15 protein-coding genes and 2 tRNA genes are annotated in these 16,127 nt (G+C 39.7%); 11 read left to right on the top strand and 6 right to left on the bottom strand.

The window, feature by feature from the left end; genetic code table 11:
* Window position 1: 1 nt before the first annotated feature.
* From LXF01_RS15335 to LXF01_RS15315, 5 genes are all read left to right on the top strand, one after another.
* On the top strand, window positions 2-1,237 hold the full coding sequence (locus tag LXF01_RS15335) for an efflux RND transporter periplasmic adaptor subunit (RefSeq protein WP_016165561.1): 1,236 nt from the start codon (window positions 2-4) through the stop codon (window positions 1,235-1,237).
* Window positions 1,227-4,385: an efflux RND transporter permease subunit gene (locus LXF01_RS15330; RefSeq protein WP_180025066.1), complete on the top strand. Its 3,159-nt coding sequence runs from the start codon at window positions 1,227-1,229 to the stop codon at window positions 4,383-4,385. Before LXF01_RS15335 ends, LXF01_RS15330 begins: the two co-directional genes overlap by 11 nt.
* 85 nt (window positions 4,386-4,470) lie before the next feature.
* Complete coding sequence (locus tag LXF01_RS15325) at window positions 4,471-5,370, top strand: cation diffusion facilitator family transporter (RefSeq protein ID WP_004665978.1); 900 nt, start codon at window positions 4,471-4,473, stop codon at window positions 5,368-5,370.
* Between the two features lie 157 nt (window positions 5,371-5,527).
* The gene (locus tag LXF01_RS15320; RefSeq protein ID WP_151838237.1) at window positions 5,528-6,232 is read left to right on the top strand and encodes an IS6-like element IS1006 family transposase; all 705 of its coding nucleotides are present in this window, start codon (window positions 5,528-5,530) and stop codon (window positions 6,230-6,232) included.
* 31 nt (window positions 6,233-6,263) lie between these two features.
* Window positions 6,264-6,959, top strand: a complete 696-nt coding sequence (locus LXF01_RS15315) for a M48 family metallopeptidase (protein ID WP_151838238.1) — start codon at window positions 6,264-6,266, stop codon at window positions 6,957-6,959.
* A 45-nt stretch (window positions 6,960-7,004) separates the two neighbouring features.
* Here the strand turns inward: LXF01_RS15315 and LXF01_RS15310 are convergent, their stop codons facing one another.
* Entirely contained in the window at window positions 7,005-7,223 is a 219-nt protein-coding gene (locus LXF01_RS15310) for a helix-turn-helix domain-containing protein (RefSeq protein ID WP_005180668.1), read from the bottom strand.
* 74 nt (window positions 7,224-7,297) lie between these two features.
* Here LXF01_RS15310 and LXF01_RS15305 point away from each other — a divergent pair, with 74 nt between their 5' ends.
* The 3 genes from LXF01_RS15305 to ahpC all read left to right on the top strand — a co-directional run bounded on the left by LXF01_RS15305 (window position 7,298) and on the right by ahpC (window position 9,483).
* Entirely contained in the window at window positions 7,298-7,780 is a 483-nt protein-coding gene (locus tag LXF01_RS15305) for a hypothetical protein (RefSeq protein ID WP_058870464.1), read from the top strand.
* A gap of 277 nt (window positions 7,781-8,057) precedes the next feature.
* Window positions 8,058-8,636, top strand: a complete 579-nt coding sequence (ssb, locus tag LXF01_RS15300) for a single-stranded DNA-binding protein (protein WP_180025068.1) — start codon at window positions 8,058-8,060, stop codon at window positions 8,634-8,636.
* Between the two features lie 283 nt (window positions 8,637-8,919).
* Window positions 8,920-9,483, top strand: coding sequence for an alkyl hydroperoxide reductase subunit C (ahpC, locus tag LXF01_RS15295; RefSeq protein ID WP_078190520.1), 564 nt, complete (start codon window positions 8,920-8,922; stop codon window positions 9,481-9,483).
* 67 nt (window positions 9,484-9,550) lie between these two features.
* On the opposite strand, the gene LXF01_RS15290 is transcribed toward ahpC, so the two are convergent.
* Both LXF01_RS15290 and ycaC read right to left on the bottom strand, forming a co-directional pair.
* Window positions 9,551-10,474, bottom strand: a complete 924-nt coding sequence (locus tag LXF01_RS15290) for a LysR substrate-binding domain-containing protein (RefSeq protein ID WP_180088779.1) — start codon at window positions 10,472-10,474, stop codon at window positions 9,551-9,553.
* Window positions 10,475-10,581: 107 nt separating this feature from the next.
* Window positions 10,582-11,208 carry an isochorismate family cysteine hydrolase YcaC gene (gene ycaC / locus LXF01_RS15285; protein WP_078193174.1) on the bottom strand — a complete coding sequence of 209 codons (627 nt, stop codon included), beginning with the start codon at window positions 11,206-11,208 and terminating at the stop codon, window positions 10,582-10,584.
* 328 nt (window positions 11,209-11,536) lie between these two features.
* Between ycaC and LXF01_RS15280 the strand changes: the two genes are divergently transcribed.
* The 3 genes from LXF01_RS15280 (at window position 11,537) to LXF01_RS15270 (ending at window position 14,973) form a co-directional block, all read left to right on the top strand.
* Complete coding sequence (locus LXF01_RS15280; RefSeq protein ID WP_078190517.1) at window positions 11,537-12,415, top strand: pirin family protein; 879 nt, start codon at window positions 11,537-11,539, stop codon at window positions 12,413-12,415.
* Between the two features lie 430 nt (window positions 12,416-12,845).
* Window positions 12,846-14,144: an FAD-dependent oxidoreductase gene (locus tag LXF01_RS15275; RefSeq protein WP_180035457.1), complete on the top strand. Its 1,299-nt coding sequence runs from the start codon at window positions 12,846-12,848 to the stop codon at window positions 14,142-14,144.
* Between the two features lies 1 nt (window position 14,145).
* A complete protein-coding gene (locus tag LXF01_RS15270) occupies window positions 14,146-14,973 on the top strand; it encodes an SAM-dependent methyltransferase (RefSeq protein ID WP_233944674.1) in 828 nt (275 codons plus the stop codon).
* A 51-nt stretch (window positions 14,974-15,024) separates the two neighbouring features.
* Here the strand turns inward: LXF01_RS15270 and LXF01_RS15265 are convergent.
* The 3 genes from LXF01_RS15265 to LXF01_RS15255 all read right to left on the bottom strand — a co-directional run bounded on the left by LXF01_RS15265 (window position 15,025) and on the right by LXF01_RS15255 (window position 16,036).
* Window positions 15,025-15,100: transfer RNA gene (locus tag LXF01_RS15265), tRNA-Thr, on the bottom strand.
* Between the two features lie 190 nt (window positions 15,101-15,290).
* Complete coding sequence (locus LXF01_RS15260; RefSeq protein ID WP_078190515.1) at window positions 15,291-15,518, bottom strand: hypothetical protein; 228 nt, start codon at window positions 15,516-15,518, stop codon at window positions 15,291-15,293.
* 427 nt (window positions 15,519-15,945) lie between these two features.
* Window positions 15,946-16,036 (bottom strand) — tRNA-Ser (locus tag LXF01_RS15255).
* Between the last annotated feature and the right edge of the window lie 91 nt (window positions 16,037-16,127).

The following is a 16,127-nucleotide window of genomic DNA, read 5'->3' as shown; positions in this document are numbered from 1 at the left end:
CATGTTCGATCTTAAAAACAGCTTAAAAAAACAGAGCGGAAAAATCTCTCAACCCCTACTGATTAGTTTGGTCATCGGCGCTACCGTACTCCTCAGTATTTTCTTGATCTTAACGGGTAAGAATAAATCTGAAACATCAGATGAACATGCCGAGGAAGAAGGGGGAGAAGAACATGGTGGTGAAACCGAAGAGCATGCAGAAGGTGTGAGCCTGACTGCCAAGCAACTGGTGGAACAGGGCATACAATTATCAGCGGTCGATCAAGGCCCGGTGGTTAAATTAAGTTCTTATCCTGCCAAACTGAATGTGAATACTGACCAGCAAGCGCACGTCTCACCGAGTTTTAGTGGTCATGTAGAAAATGTCTATGTAGAACTCGGTCAAAAAGTTCAGAAAGGACAGCCTTTGGCTGCGTTGCTTGTTCCTGATCTAGTTGATCAGCAGGCCAATCTTAAAATTGAACAAACCAACCTTGAACTGGCGAAACAAGACTATGATCGTGAGCGTCAGCTTTGGTCACAGGGCATTTCAGCAAAACAGGACTATCAACGTGCTTATAACAGCTATAAACGGGCACAAATTCAGGTTCAAGCGGCCCAATCACGTTTAAGTGCATTTGGTGCAGTGAATGCCAGTAACGGACGCTATATTTTGAAAGCTCCCATTTCTGGCGTGATCAGTAAAAAGGATTTGGTTCTCGGGGAAAATGTTCAGTTAGCCGATCAACTCTTTACGATAGACCGGTTAGATCAACTCTGGCTTGAGTTTATTGTTCCAAATTCTGAAATTATGGGCTTAGCCCCGAATCAAAAGATCGAATTTAAATCCTTGCAAACGGAAAAGGTCTATCAGGCTGTTATTCAGACTTTAAATACTGAAGCGGATATTCAAACAGGCCGTCTTCAGGTGCGAGCAAAAGTTGAATCGAATGCAACCGAATTACGTCCAAACTTGATGGTAAACGTACAGTTGCAACAACGCAGTGAAAGTACCGCATTACGGGTACTTAAGTCCGCAGTTCAGAATGTCGATGGAAAAGATGTGGTTTTTGTCGCCACTCAGCATGGACAGAAAGTTGAATTCAGTCCGCAACCGGTGAAATTAGGTCAATCGTCTGGGGATAGCCAGTGGATTGAAGTGGTAAATGGGCTTAATCAGGGACAAAAATATGCAGCTCAAGGCAGTTTCTTACTGAAATCTGAGATGGAAAAAGGAGAGGCTTCACATGAGCACTAAAAGCCCTCACATTCCAGACCACGAATCGGTAAAACCTGAAGGGCTGTTTGATCGGCTGATCCAGTTTTCTATCCATAACGCCATTTGGATTATGCTGTTTATTGCAGCCTGGATTGCTATTGGTATTTATAGTTATCAAAAGTTACCGATTGATGCTGTACCGGATATTACCAATACTCAGGTGCAGATTAACACTTCAGCCAATGGCTTTACGGCTTTGGAAATGGAACAGCGGATTACCTATCCCATTGAGAATGCCATGTCAGGCATGCCGAAAATGGAACAAACCCGTTCGATTTCACGCTACGGCTTATCGCAAGTGACCATCATTTTTGAAGATGGCACGGATATTTACTGGGCCAGACAGCTTATCAACCAGCGCTTGCAAGAAGCAATGGGAGAAATGCCTGAAGATGTGCAACCTAACATGTCGCCTATTTCGACAGGTTTAGGTGAAATCTATCAATGGGTGATTAAAGCCGAACCAAATGCTAAAAAGCCGGATGGAACCCCTTATTCGGCGATGGATTTACGTGAAATTCAGGATTGGATTGTAAGACCGCAATTACAGCGCGTAAAAGGCGTTGCTGAGATCAACAGTATCGGTGGCTTTAATAAAACCTATGTGGTTGCCCCTGATCTGAACCGATTGCAACAATTGCAAATTCCTTTGTCTGATTTACAAACTGCCTTAACAGAGAATAATGAAAACCGTGGTGCTGGCTATATTGAGAAAAATGGACAACAGCTAACGGTTCGTGTTCCCGGCACTTTAAACACGATTGAAGATATCCAGAACATCAGTATTGCCAATAAAAACGGCTATCCGATTCGGGTGGCAGATGTCGCCAATGTCTCAATTGGTCATGACTTAAGAACAGGGGCTGCAACCTATAATGGTGAAGAAACTGTATTGGGTATTGCCATGATGATGATGGGAGAAAATAGCCGTACCGTTGCTCAAGCCATTGATGAAAAGGTGCAATCGATCCAGCAATCGCTACCTAAAGGTGTGGTGATTGAGACTGTGTATGACCGTACGCATTTGGTTGATCGGGCGATCAAAACCGTTCAGAAAAATTTGATTGAGGGTGCAATCCTCGTCATTGTTATTTTATTTCTCTTTCTAGGTAATTTCCGTGCTGCGCTGATCACGGCTTGCGTTATTCCACTGTCAATGCTGTTTACCTTGACGGGAATGGCAGAGCAGAAGATTAGTGCAAATCTGATGAGTTTAGGGGCACTGGACTTCGGTATTATTATTGATGGTGCAGTGGTTATTGTAGAAAACTGTATCCGTCGGCTAGCAGAAGCTCAGAAGCTGAAAGGTGGTTTACTTAGCCGTTCTGAAAGATTTAAAGAAGTCTTCTTGGCTGCAAAACAGGCGCGTCGTCCTCTGATTTTTGGACAGTTAATTATTTTGGTGGTTTATCTACCTATCTTTACCCTGACGGGTGTAGAAGCCAAACTTTTCCATCCTATGGCAATGACTGTTGTACTGGCTTTAATTGGGGCCATGATTTTATCTGTCACTTTTGTGCCAGCCGCAGTTGCCCTATTTGTCACTGGAGAAGTCAAGGAAACCGAAAGTCGCTGGATGCATTGGCTTAAAACCAAATATGAACTGCTTTTAGATAAAGCCTATGAGCTTCGTTTATTTGTGACTATTGTGGCTGCCTGTATTTTAGTGCTTACGGGCGTGCTAGCCACTCAAACAGGTAGCGAGTTTGCACCTCAACTGGGTGAAGGTGATTTTGCTGTTCAGCAAATGCGTTCCCCAAGTACAGGGTTAGAACAGTCACTGAAAATGCAGGAAAATACTGAAAAGTTACTGTTGAAAGAATTTCCTGAAATTAAAGCAATCTTTGCCCGTACCGGTACAGCAGAAGTGGCCACAGATGTCATGCCACCCAACATTTCAGATGGCGTGGTACTGTTAAAACCTCATGATGAATGGCCTGATCCAAAACAAACGATTGATGAGCTTCGCCAAAGAATGATTACTTTCTTAGCGACATTGCCGGGAAATAACAGTGAGTTCTCGCAACCCATTGAACTGCGCTTTAACGAGTTAATTTCAGGGGTGCGAAGTGATGTGGGTGTCAAATTATTTGGTGATGACATGGAGATTCTAAATCGCGAAGCGAATAAAATTTCTCAAAAAATTAACTCAATTTCAGGCGCGACAGCCGTTAATGTAGAACAGACCAGTGGCTTACCCTTGTTGAATGTAGAGGTGGATAAGTCCAGAGCTGCACAATATGGCTTGTCGGTAAGAGCAATTCAGGATCTGGTAGCTACAAGTGTCGGTGGCCAGAATGTTGGAACAATTTTACAGGGAGACAAGCGTTTTGATTTTGTCATCCGTCTAGATGAATCCCAGCGTAGTCCTGAACAGTTAGCGGTACTTCCTATTCAATTGCCGAATGGTGGTTTAGTCCAACTGCAAGATGTGGCACGCGTTGAAAATATCCTGGGTATTAATCAGGTCAGCCGTGAAAATGGTAAACGTCGAGTGGTTATTACTGCAAATGTAGAAGGACGTGATTTAGGCTCATTCGTAACAGAGCTTCAGAGCACGTTATCCAAACAAGAATTACCAAGCGGTTATTGGATAGATTATGGCGGTCAATTTCAAAATCTGATGTCTGCAAAAGCGCGTATGCAATTGGTGGTTCCGCTCGCATTGTTGACGATCTTTATTTTATTGATGGCTGTATTCCATAATATCAAAGAAAGCTTACTGGTCTTTAGTGGTGTACCGTTTGCCTTATGTGGAGGCTTAATCGCGTTGTGGTTGCGTGACATTCCATTATCCATGTCAGCAGGGGTTGGCTTCATTGCACTATCGGGGGTGGCTGTACTGAATGGCTTAGTCATGCTTACCTTTATCAAAGAGTTGCGACAACAATATGACCTTTATTATGCAACGTGGCAGGGTGCAATTTTGCGTCTTAGACCTGTGCTGATGACAGCTTGTGTGGCGTCCCTTGGGTTTGTCCCGATGGCTTTGGCAACCGGAACTGGGGCAGAAGTACAGAGACCTTTAGCAACAGTGGTTATTGGAGGAATTATCTCCTCTACCCTGCTTACATTGGTTTTATTGCCCGTACTGTACCGCTGGATGAATGAAAAGAAAGCTTCTTAATCCATTAGATTAAGCAATTTTTAGCAGAGATATTGAGCCTGTCTCAAGTATCTCTGCTAATCATGGATTGAATAAGGAAAATTTTATGTCAGAACATCATGATCATAGCCATGCGGTTGTTACTGAAGGAAATAGTAAGAAATTAATGTTTGCTTTGGGTTTAACGACTACTTTTTTAATAGTAGAAGTTGTCGCTGCTTTTATTACCCAAAGTTTAGCATTACTGTCTGATGCCGCTCACATGTTTACTGATGTAGCCGCATTAGCTATTGCTCTTGCTGCTATCAAAATTGGTAAAAAAGCCGCAGATGATAAAAGAACTTTTGGCTATCAGCGATTCGAAATTTTAGCGGCTCTGTTTAATGCAGTGATGCTTTTTGTGGTGGCGATATATATTGTCTATGAAGCTTACCAACGCTTTACGCATCCTGCTGAAATTCAAAGTGTTGGAATGATGATTGTCGCAGTCATTGGTTTGGTCATAAATTTGATTTCAATGAAAATCCTTTCTGCGAGTGCTCAAGAAAGTCTAAATGTGAAAGGCGCATATTTAGAAGTCCTTAGTGATGCACTGGGATCGATAGGCGTGATTATCGGAGGAGTGGTCATTTATTTTACCCAGTGGATGTGGGTAGATACCGTAATCGCTGTGTTAATTGGCTTCTGGGTTTTACCTCGAACTTGGGTTTTATTAAAACAAAGTATCCATATTTTGCTTGAAGGGGTTCCTGATGAGATTGATATTGAGTCGTTAAGAAATGATTTATTGATGCTAGAGGGTGTTGAAGGGATTCATCAGTTGAAAGTCTGGGCTATATCTTCAAAAAACATTCATTTAACTGCTCATTTGGTTGCTCCTAATAGCGATCCAGATCAGCTCTATCAAAAGGCCTTAGACGTTCTAAAACATAATCATAGTATTACTGAAATTACGTTACAAATAGAAAGTAAGGAATGTAATACATTGGAACAGCATAAACATTAAAGTGCTGCTCTTTCTACATAATGGACAGATGACTAGGCTGATAAACCTTACCATTTTCCTGTATTACACTTCTATTTATCACACGCACTTTAAACGGCACTGTTGCAAATAACCACGAATGGTAAGCTGAAGACTGTTTTAGCTAAAGGTGCAGCATATGAATCTTTTCCATGGTCGGCATTTTCAGGGCGAAATCATTCTTTGGGCTGTGCGCTGGTATTGTAAATATGGCATTAGCTATCGTGAACTGCAGGAAATGCTGGCCGAACGGGGTGTGAATGTTGATCACACGACTATTTACCGTTGGGTTCAACGTTATGCTCCTGAAATAGAAAAACGTTTACGCTGGTATTGGCGTAATCCTACAGATCTGAGCTCGTGGCATATTGATGAAACCTATGTAAAAGTGAATGGACGATGGTCTTATCTGTATCGTGCAGTCGATCAACGTGGCGATACCATTGATTTTTATCTTTCTTCTAGACGTAATACCAAATCAGCATATTGTTTTCTTGGAAAAATTTTAAATAATGTGAAGAAGTGGCAAATTCCACAAGTGATCAACACGGATAAAGCACCCACATATGGACGTGCTTTATCACGGTTAAAACGGGAAGGTAAATGTCCACCAGACCTTGAGCACAGGCAGATTAAGTATAAAAATAACGTGATTGAATGTGATCATGGCAAGCTAAAGCGGATCATCAGGGCCACATTAGGATTCAAATCTATGAAGACGGCTTATGCCACAATTAAAGGTATTGAAGTCATGCGTGCACTACGTAAAGGACAAGCATCGTCATTTTATTATGGTCAGCCTCAGGGTGAAGTGTGTCTAATCAACAGGGTTTTCGGTCTCTAAGTACTTTTTAAAGGGAACATCATCGACTCAAATCTCTATTTGCAACAGTGCCCTTGAAAGTCCTAGCCGTACTGAAAAGATACTGATTAAAGTCTATGCTGATTGTCGGGTAGTTGTATCGGCACCGTTAAATGCAGATGATAAAACAATTATTGATGCGGTCAAGCAGCGTAGTCGTTGGATCTATAAGCAATTAAGAGGGTTTCGTGAACAAAGTAAATTTATCACGCCTCGCCAATATAAAAGTGGTGAAAGCCACTTTTATTTGGGTAAACAGTATCAATTGAAAGTGATTCATGATGATACCAAGCCACAAGGTGTAAAACTTCTGAGGGGTAAATTAGAAGTGAATGCCTTAGATGCCAATCTTGAAAGTATTCAATCTCATTTAAAGGAATGGTATAGATCTCGAGCAAAAGTCATATTTGAAATACGTTTGCAACGTATTCTAGAACAAGCCTTATGGGTTGGAGACAAGCCTGAAATCCGTTTAGTGACCATGCGTATACAGTGGGGAAACTGTTCTCCATCAGGTGTGCTTACGCTCAACCCTCATCTAGTTAAAGCACCTACAATTTGCATTGATTATGTTATTTTGCATGAACTTTGTCATTTGGTTGAATATAATCATAGTGAGCGTTTCTACCAACTATTGAATCAAGTTATGCCTGATTGGTCGAAAATAAAAAATCAATTAGATATGATGGCGAATAAGTTAATAAATTGATTAAGATTTTTGTTTTTCGACAAGAGTTAAGAAAGGTTCTCTAATTTATTTAAGGAACTCATAAATATTAGAATTTAAGCACTCTAGCCAATCCATTAATTCAAGAATATCGATTCTTCGATCCAAATTCTCTATTTTTGCTACATATGACTGTGGCTTTTTTAAGCGTGAGGCAAGCTCTACCTGAGTAACTTCTTTTAACTCACGTATTCGAATAAGTTTATCAATTAGCTGTTTATAGCGAGGATCATGTATTGAGCTCATAGCTCGACATGTTGTACTATTCTTTTAAATATCCCAAAATGGGATATTTTAGGTTTTGGAGATGGTGTTTAGATATGAATATAAATCATCAACTTAAGTTTAGTTTTCTAGACTTTTTATCAAATCAAACATTCTTTAACTCTGAGTTTAAAAACATTCGAGCAGAATTTATAAAATATTCTCCTGAATATGAGCCTAAAAGATTTTATTCAAAAATCTATATTATTTTTAGGGAGTTAGTAAGTCAAAACTTGATATTTATGGATACTAGTAATTGTACGTACAAATATTCATCTAATTATTCAAAAAAAGATATTTGCGATTTAATTAGCCAATTGAAATCTTTAGAGGTTGAGAATTGTCTTTCGATGGAATATACACGTGTAAATGAGAATATATCAGATTTATTTCAGGAGTTAAGCATATATAAAAAGTATCTTATAAAATTTCCTAAGTGCTCTGAACTGATTAATCGATTTATAGATCAAAAAGAATCAGAAATTCACCTTTTAAGCTATGAGTTAAAAGCTTTGAGGAATTTATTAGAAGCTCAATAGGAGCAGGCTAGTCTTATAAATTTCAATAGAGCTGCGTCTGAATAATCAAGAACAATAATATCTTTACATCTGATCCTAATTCAACTGTATATAAAATAAGTATTGCAGAATAGTAATTCGAATGAACTTATACAGATGATCAACACCTTAATTTATAAAAAAGATAGGTTGAATTTAGTATAGATAGAAGCAATTTTTTTTGTTATAGTATTATTTGTAAAATATTCAATTTTTTTAAAAAAAACATATGGATACTGCAACTTATAGTAAAACTAATATGAGCAATGTCATTTTAGTTGGTACTTTGGGTCGTGACCCTGAAACAAAAACTTTCCCAAATGGTGGTTCTCTCACTCAGTTCTCAATTGCAACGAGTGATTCATGGACAGATAAAAATACAGGTGAACGTAAAGAGCAAACAGAATGGCACCGTATTGTGTTACATAACCGCTTAGGTGAAATTGCACAGCAATATTTGCGCAAAGGTTCTAAAGTTTATATTGAAGGTTCATTACGTACTCGTCAGTGGACAGATCAAGGCGGTCAAGAGCGTTACACGACTGAAATTCGTGGTGAACAAATGCAAATGCTTGACAATAATCGCCAACAAGGCGAACAAGGTCAAGGCGGTGATTTTGGTCAGCCTCGTTTTAATAATCAACAAGGTGGTTATAACAATAACCAAAACCAAGGTGGCTACGGTAATAGCTCAAACCAAGGCGGTTATGGCAATAACCAACCGGCTCAAGGCAATAGCTATGGCAATAACAACCCAGGTGGTTTTGCGCCAAAACAACAGCCTGCACCGACACCGGCTCCTGCAGCAGCAGATTTAGATGACGACTTACCGTTTTAATGAACCTTAAACACAGCGTTTAAAACGGTAGATCATCATCAAAAAAAGCCCTCAATCTTGAGGGTTTTTTTATGTGTATCTAAATGTTTGCCAGTACTGTGTTCAGCATTGAGCGAATAGATTATTGATTGGTAGCGTCGATTAAAATCTAATATTAATATAAATAATAAATCTAAAAATCCGATAGTTTTTATAAAAAAGTTCGGTTTTACCTATGATTTGATAAGTCGTATTCTAGCTTCAACAGATAAGCAATCCCTGAAATGAGTTAGAGGAATATCAAATGAGTTTAATTAATACTGAAGTAAAACCATTTAACGCTACCGCTTACCAAGACGGTCAATTTATTGAAGTTTCAGAAAAAGACTTCTACGGTAAATGGTCTGTGGTGTTTTTCTATCCTGCTGACTTTACTTTTGTATGTCCAACAGAATTAGGCGATCTTGCTGATCACTATGCTGAATTCAAAAAAATGGGCGTAGAAATTTATTCAGTATCTACTGATACACACTTCACGCATAAAGCTTGGCACGATTCTTCTGAAGAAATTAAGAAAATCGAATACCCAATGGTTGGCGATCCAACTTGGACACTTGCGAAAAACTTTGATGTTTTAATTGAAGCGGATGGTCTTGCTGACCGTGGTACTTTCGTAATTGACCCTGAAGGTAAGATCCAAATCGTTGAAATCAATGCAGGTGGTATTGGTCGTGATGCTTCTGAATTGATGCGTAAAGTAAAAGCTGCTCAATATGTACATGCACACCCAGGTGAAGTATGTCCTGCAAAATGGAAAGAAGGTGAAGCGACGCTTGCACCATCGATCGACCTAGTGGGTAAAATCTAATTTGGTGATCCAACCGTAGATTTAAAAAAGCCAGAACTCAGTTCTGGCTTTTTTGTGGTTTAGATCATTAGACTAAATAGCCATCATGTTCTGGAGCATAGCCACGAACTCCATCGACTAAATAGTCAATTAATCTTTCCATGACTAGGCGTTGACCTTTGCGCGAAGCATATACCAATTGTACCGTACCGACATTTGAGCACCATTCGGGGAAGAGGTGAATTAAACGACCTGCCTCAATATCTGCTTGCACGGTTAAATAGGGTAAGTCTGCAATGCCTAAACCATCGAGTGCTGCATAATAAGCACCGGCTAAGTCATTGCTTTTAATCCGAGGCTGTAAGGCAATTTCAATCTGTTCTTGCTGTCCCGTATGATGCAAATGCCATTGATAGCGGTTTTTCTGTGTGCCCAAAACGATACTCGGAAATTCTGTCAATTCGGTAATATGCTTTAACTCGCGTCCTTGTAGAAGTTCAGGACTAATCACTAAGCAATGCACGGTTTTAATCACGTCACGTACAATAATGCTCGAGTCTTCATTCTTACTAAAATTGGTGCGAATCGCCAAATCAATGTCGTCATGTAAGACATCCACACGGCGGCTAGACAGCTCGAGTTCGACCTGAACTTTGGGATGATCTTTTAAAAACTGATTTAACAAGGGGCGAATTTGATGTTCCATCATGACTGGTGGACAGCTAATTTTAACCAAGCCTTCAAGTTCACTTTTTTGCTTCAAGAGCACCTGATGCGCACATTCGACTTGTTCGATCACTTTTATGCATTCTTCATACAATTCTTGGCCTAATGTCGTGACCTTAAAGTGTCGGGTAGAACGCTGAATAAGGGTGACATTATATTTGGCTTCAAGATCTAAAATGCGTCGGCTTAATTTTGACTTTGTAATATTCGATGCTTCACTTGCAGCGCTAAAACCGCCATGTTTCACCACCAAGTAAAAGTAGTAATAGTCATCAAATGAATGCATGGATCACCTTATGCAGTGAAAAATTATTTCAATTCCAATTATCATACGTCAATTTATACATCAGGTATAAAAAAAGCGGCTCGAAGCCGCTTTTTACTACTGGAGGATTATTTCTTTTCAGTATTTTGCGTATAGCTGTTGATGAGGTTACGGTAGTCTGGAATATGATTGCCGAAAAGCGCACCTAAACCTTCAATATCATTACGCCAGTCACGGTGTAATTCACACGCGGTACCAAACCACGTCATGAGCTGTGCACCCGCTTGCGTCATACGTTCCCATGCTGAGTCGCGGGTTAAATGGTTGAAAGTACCTGAAGCATCGGTCACCACAAAGACGTCAAAGTCTTCTTCTAAAGCAGACAAGGTTGGGAATGCCACACAAACCTCAGTCACTACTCCGGCAATAATCAATTGTTTTTTGCCGGTTGCTTTGACTGCTTTCACAAAATCTTCATTATCCCAAGCATTAATTTGACCTGGTCGTGCAATATAAGGTGCGTCAGGGAACATTTCTTTGAGTTCTGGAACCAATGGCCCGTTTGGACCTTGTTCAAAACTTGTGGTGAGAATTGTTGGAAGATTAAAATATTTAGCAGCTGCAGCAAGTGCGAGCACATTATTTTTAAATTTATCTGGATCAATATCGCGAACCAATGAAAGTAGACCCGTTTGATGGTCAACTAAAAGTACCGCGGCATTATCTTTATCTAAACGAACGTAAGGTTTGCCCATTTTATTGTCCTCTTTCCTGTTTGCAAGTACGCAGGATCAGATGAAGTCTGCGTGTTAACTCGATTTAGCATAGCTATAAAAATGGGATAACGGAATGGGTTTAAATGAGAAAAACAATCATAAAATTGGGATAATTTATTGTTGAATATGACTTAAACCCCTATATTTTTCAAATCAATGCTTGTTTTTGAGTAAATTTTAGATTGTATTACTGATTATTGTTCTATATTTGAGATATAGAATGCTATCTGGATGATGGTCAGTAAGTATTTCAAAGTTTAAAATTAGCGCTATGTTCATCCTATCGTATGAATATAGGAGCTAAGAAATGAAAAAAGTAATTGGTGTTTATCGTAATCAGCAAATGCACTGGGTGGGCGATGGTTTTCCAGTCAAAAGCTTATTTTCCTATGATCGTCTAGGTCAGGCGATTAGCCCATTTTTGCTTTTGGATTATGCAGCACCTTATCAGTTCGATCCCACCACTGCACAGCATGGCGTGGGTTCACATCCACATCGTGGTTTTGAAACCGTGACTATCGCCTACAGCGGTGAAGTGACTCATAAAGACTCAAGTGGTGGTGGCGGCACAATTCAAACGGGTGATGTGCAATGGATGACCGCAGGTTCGGGTTTGGTACATGAAGAATTTCATTCGCCTGAATTTGCTCAAGCAGGTGGTCTTTTTGAGATGGTTCAATTGTGGGTGAATTTACCGGCAAAAGACAAAATGACTCAGCCTCGTTATCAAGCGATCACGCGCCAAGATATTCCACGCATAGACATGGATGAAGGTGCAGGGCATATTCGGGTGATTGCCGGTGAAATGGGTGGTCACCTTGGGCCAGCACAGACCTTTAGTCCAGTGAATGTCTGGGATGGTGAGTTGAAAGCTCAATATGAAACCACCTTACATGTACCTGAAGGGCATAACACCATTTTGGTGGTCTTGAAGGGTGAGGTTGTGGTGAATGAAAGCCATAAAGTGCAAGACAGTTCGATGGTCATGTTTGCCAAAGACGATATCGCCATTCAGCTACAAGCGTTGCAGGACACACAATTTTTGTTGCTTAGCGGTGAGCCACTAAATGAGCCGATTCAAGGTTATGGCCCATTTGTGATGAATAGCAAAGCTGAAATCATTCAAGCCTTTGATGATTTCAATAACGGAAAATTTGGTGAAATTGCACTGGCGCATGAAGCTTAAGCGAAATTCATGACATTGAAATAGCCGAAAAAAAAGCCTCTGAACAGTCAGAGGCTTTTTTATTAAGCGCTGTAGTATTTATAGTTGTCATGATTTAAATATCATTTTACTTTTTATAAATTGTGATGAATTTATCACTTTCTTATGTGGCGCATCTTAGCGAGACTTGGCTTTAAAGTAAACCGAAAGTTATAAAAATGGTTAATTTAATTGTTTGGTTTTATAGGGTAATTAAAATTTTAAAGAAAAATATGTTTAAAAAACAAAGCTTAAATTGTGTGCTTTTTGACTGTAAATATTTGTAAATTTAACTTAAAAACCGCTGTACTGAAATCCATACAAAAAATGCGAATCTGGTATTTTTTAATAGCTATTTTTAACTTCTGATCAGTCATACTTTTAAACTGTGTTTTATAGATGGAAAAGAAAATTGGAAATTGCAGTCATCGGTAGTGGCATGGCTGGGCTGGCTACCGCAAGAATTCTTAAAGACGCAGGGCATAACATTACAATTTTCGAAGCTCTGCCTGGTCGTGGTATGGATAGCCACAGCACTGAGTTTGAAGGTGGCTTGATCGATGCCCCTTTGCGTGTGATGAATCCACACCTCTGGAAAAATACCTTAAGTTTGGCGACCCATTTAGGGATTAAAACTTTCCCAGTCCGTACCTATATGGCATGCAGTTGGCTCTTTGAAGATCGTACAGAAACGTGGTTGACCACCAGTCGTAGCCGTATTGGTAATTTCCCAATTATTAATAATCGTAAAGGCTTACAACAATATGGCTGGCGTTTAGTCAAAGGAATGTTGCAACTCAAAGCCGCGATCACTCGATTTTTTAAATCAAAAAATCAGGACATTACGCTTGCTGAATTCATTAATAAAAATGAAATTGAAGAAGTATTTTGGCATGGTGCGGTCATGCCTGTGTTGTATACCATTTGCACCTGTAACCCGAAAACGATTGGGGAATGGCCTGCGAAACCGCTGTTGATTTTCTTGCGTCAATTGACCAATGGTGATGCCTTGCTGCGTATCCAAGGCGGTACACCTGCGTTGGTTGATAAACTGATTGAAGGTTTAAATATTCAAAGTGGTACGGCAATTACCAAAGTGCACGAGCAAGACGATAAAGTCTTGGTGGAAACTGAGGCCGGTGCACATCATCTATTCGATCGCGTGGTTGTTGCGACACCAACCACCAAAACGGAAGAATTTTTAGATCCAACCCAGTTTGCTGATGATATTGAGCTCTTAAAGAAATTTAAATTTGAGCAAGGTCAGTTGGTGATTCACACCGATCAAACCGTGATGCCGCCGAAGCGCAAAGATTGGTCTGTACTAAGTTATATGATGGATCGTAAATTTACTCGTCAGCAATTTACCGTGTGGCTGAACTCAATCGAGCCGAGCTTGGTGGGTAAAACTCCAGTGTTCCAAACTTGGCAGCCAGTGACACCGATTGATCCTAAAAAAGTGATCTCTTCGGTCAGTTTGACACGCGCAGTGGTGGATTCACATACGGTGGCGCTGAATAAAGAGTTACAGCAACGACATTTATCCCCTGAGCGTAAAGTCTTCTTCTGTGGCTCATGGTCTTGTGACGGTCTGCCGATTTTAGAGTCTGCGGTAACGTCTGCTATGCATATTGCAGAAATTTTTGGTGCACCATTGCCGTTTGTAGGTTTAAAACCTAAAGTGGAGGTTGCCCCTCAACTCGGTTACTAACATGAAATGGCTTCAAGCAATTCGTCAGTACATCCCTAGCCATAAATATGCGATTAACAGTCGACTACTCGGAGATGATGCGGAGCTTGCTTGGAGCAATTTGGGCTATTGGAATGATGCAAAATCATCCTATCCTGCAGCCTGTCAAAAACTCGCTTTCCATCTTGCCAAATCCATTCAATTAAAATCTACAGATCGTGTTTTAGACCTTGGTTGTGGGCAGGGCGCGAGCTTGGTTTTTTGGATGGAACATTTTCAAATTCAAAACTTATCCGCAGTCGAATTGCAAACCGAATGTGTGGAAAAGATCCAAAAAAATTTAAATTCAAAAATCGAAATACAACAAGATTCATTTTTGAATTTAAAAAATATTTATCCACAAAACTGTATGGATGCGGTGCTGTGTATTGATGCTGCGTATCATAGTGATTTGAATTTATTGCTTTTATCAGTTGTTAATGTTTTGAATTCAAAAGGGCGCTTTGCTTTTCACTATTTAATGTTGTCTGATGCGTTTTTGAATTTAAATTCATTGCAACGATTGAAATATCAAAGTCTGTTGAAAGCAGCAGATGTAAATTTGAAAAATTTAAATTCAAAACAAAATTTACAACACCAAGTGCAACAGGCAGGTTTCGAAAATATCCAGATTGAAGATATCAGCGAATTCGTATTTCAGGGTTTTGCCGATTATATTCAAGAACAAAAAAGTCAGATGAGCCTGAGTCATGTGGATCAATTCAAAATCAAGATGACGGCAAAATTGTGCGAAAAGTTGTATCGAGACGGGCTGATTCGTTATGTGCAGATTAGCGCGAGGAAGCCATAAAAGAGCGGCTCTAAAAACATCAAAGCCTCACTAAAAAGCGAGGCTAAGAAATGGTGCCGGCACACGGATTCGAACTGTGGACCTACTGATTACAAGTCAGTTGCTCTACCAACTGAGCTATGCCGGCGTTGTGGAATGCATTCTACAGATTTTTTGAAGCGGCGCAAGTTAAAAAAACAGCAAATCGAATGTAATTTATACGTTTGATTTATTCAGCATTCAACCGATGTTTGGCTCTAAAAACCAGAAAAATAAAATTAGGCAATGTTTCGCCCACAAGATGTGGGCGAAAAAATAGGATGGATGAACGTTGAGTGCTATTTCATTCTTAAAATTTGGTCTAGATCCTGGGCGCATTCTTCAAGTGTATATGCCATCTCCAGTTGCATTTGGGGGCGGAGTTCATTGGCGAGCTTTCGCCATTCGTCAATCAGACGCTGTGCTTTTTGAATTTTATGTTTATTGATGTCTTTGGCAAGGGTTGGGGTATAGCCACCACGTTTGGCGTTCTTGATCTGCTTAACATAATTCTGGCTGTTATTCATGTTCTCTCCCGAATAGCAGTGATATATGAAAGGTGTTTTTTAAGTTTTTCGTTGATCAAGTTAAAAGTACCGCAATCGCGTTTCAGTTCTATGATGTTTAAATTAATGAATAATTTTTTGAATAGTGCCTATATTGAGAGGATGATTATTTTTTAGCATAGGCTTAAGTAATTGTCTTTAGAATATAAAATTTGTATTTGTAAATATACGTGTACTTATTGCTGCCAATAAAAAATCCATAAGTCGTGCATTAGGAAAAAACGTGTGATTTAAATCCATCAATCAGGACTCAAATACTGTGAAGTCATTGAGCTAAAAGGCTAAAAGATCAATTAGGGGAATATTTAATATTGAGAACAATAAAATTAAAAAAGGCCTAAATTTTATCAATTTAGACCTTCATTCTGCTTGGTATAGCAGTTTATTCTGGCGGTGAAAGAGGGATTCGAACCCTCGAAACGCTATAAACGTTTACACACTTTCCAGGCGTGCTCCTTCAGCCACTCGGACACTTCACCTTTTGCGCGGTGGATAATAGCGAAAAAAATATATTCTGCCAAGAGAAACAATTGAATTAGACAAAAACATCTTGAGCGGTGCTATGATTCG

The sequence above is a fragment of the Acinetobacter sp. SH20PTE14 genome (assembly GCF_021391555.1).
GTDB lineage: Bacteria > Pseudomonadota > Gammaproteobacteria > Pseudomonadales > Moraxellaceae > Acinetobacter > Acinetobacter amyesii.
The sequence above is the reverse complement of the archived record's forward strand: the minus strand, read 5'-3'. Positions and strand labels throughout refer to the sequence as shown.

Coding starts and splice junctions, on each gene's coding strand:
- LXF01_RS15335 (WP_016165561.1), top strand. CDS start 2: ATGTTCGATCTTAAAAACAGCTTAAAAAAACAGAGCGGAAAAATCTCT.
- LXF01_RS15330 (WP_180025066.1), top strand. CDS start 1,227: ATGAGCACTAAAAGCCCTCACATTCCAGACCACGAATCGGTAAAACCT.
- LXF01_RS15325 (WP_004665978.1), top strand. CDS start 4,471: ATGTCAGAACATCATGATCATAGCCATGCGGTTGTTACTGAAGGAAAT.
- LXF01_RS15320 (WP_151838237.1), top strand. CDS start 5,528: ATGAATCTTTTCCATGGTCGGCATTTTCAGGGCGAAATCATTCTTTGG.
- LXF01_RS15310 (WP_005180668.1), bottom strand. CDS start 7,223: ATGAGCTCAATACATGATCCTCGCTATAAACAGCTAATTGATAAACTT.
- LXF01_RS15305 (WP_058870464.1), top strand. CDS start 7,298: ATGAATATAAATCATCAACTTAAGTTTAGTTTTCTAGACTTTTTATCA.
- ssb (WP_180025068.1), top strand. CDS start 8,058: ATGAGCAATGTCATTTTAGTTGGTACTTTGGGTCGTGACCCTGAAACA.
- ahpC (WP_078190520.1), top strand. CDS start 8,920: ATGAGTTTAATTAATACTGAAGTAAAACCATTTAACGCTACCGCTTAC.
- LXF01_RS15290 (WP_180088779.1), bottom strand. CDS start 10,474: ATGCATTCATTTGATGACTATTACTACTTTTACTTGGTGGTGAAACAT.
- ycaC (WP_078193174.1), bottom strand. CDS start 11,208: ATGGGCAAACCTTACGTTCGTTTAGATAAAGATAATGCCGCGGTACTT.
- LXF01_RS15280 (WP_078190517.1), top strand. CDS start 11,537: ATGAAAAAAGTAATTGGTGTTTATCGTAATCAGCAAATGCACTGGGTG.
- LXF01_RS15270 (WP_233944674.1), top strand. CDS start 14,146: ATGAAATGGCTTCAAGCAATTCGTCAGTACATCCCTAGCCATAAATAT.
- LXF01_RS15260 (WP_078190515.1), bottom strand. CDS start 15,518: ATGAATAACAGCCAGAATTATGTTAAGCAGATCAAGAACGCCAAACGT.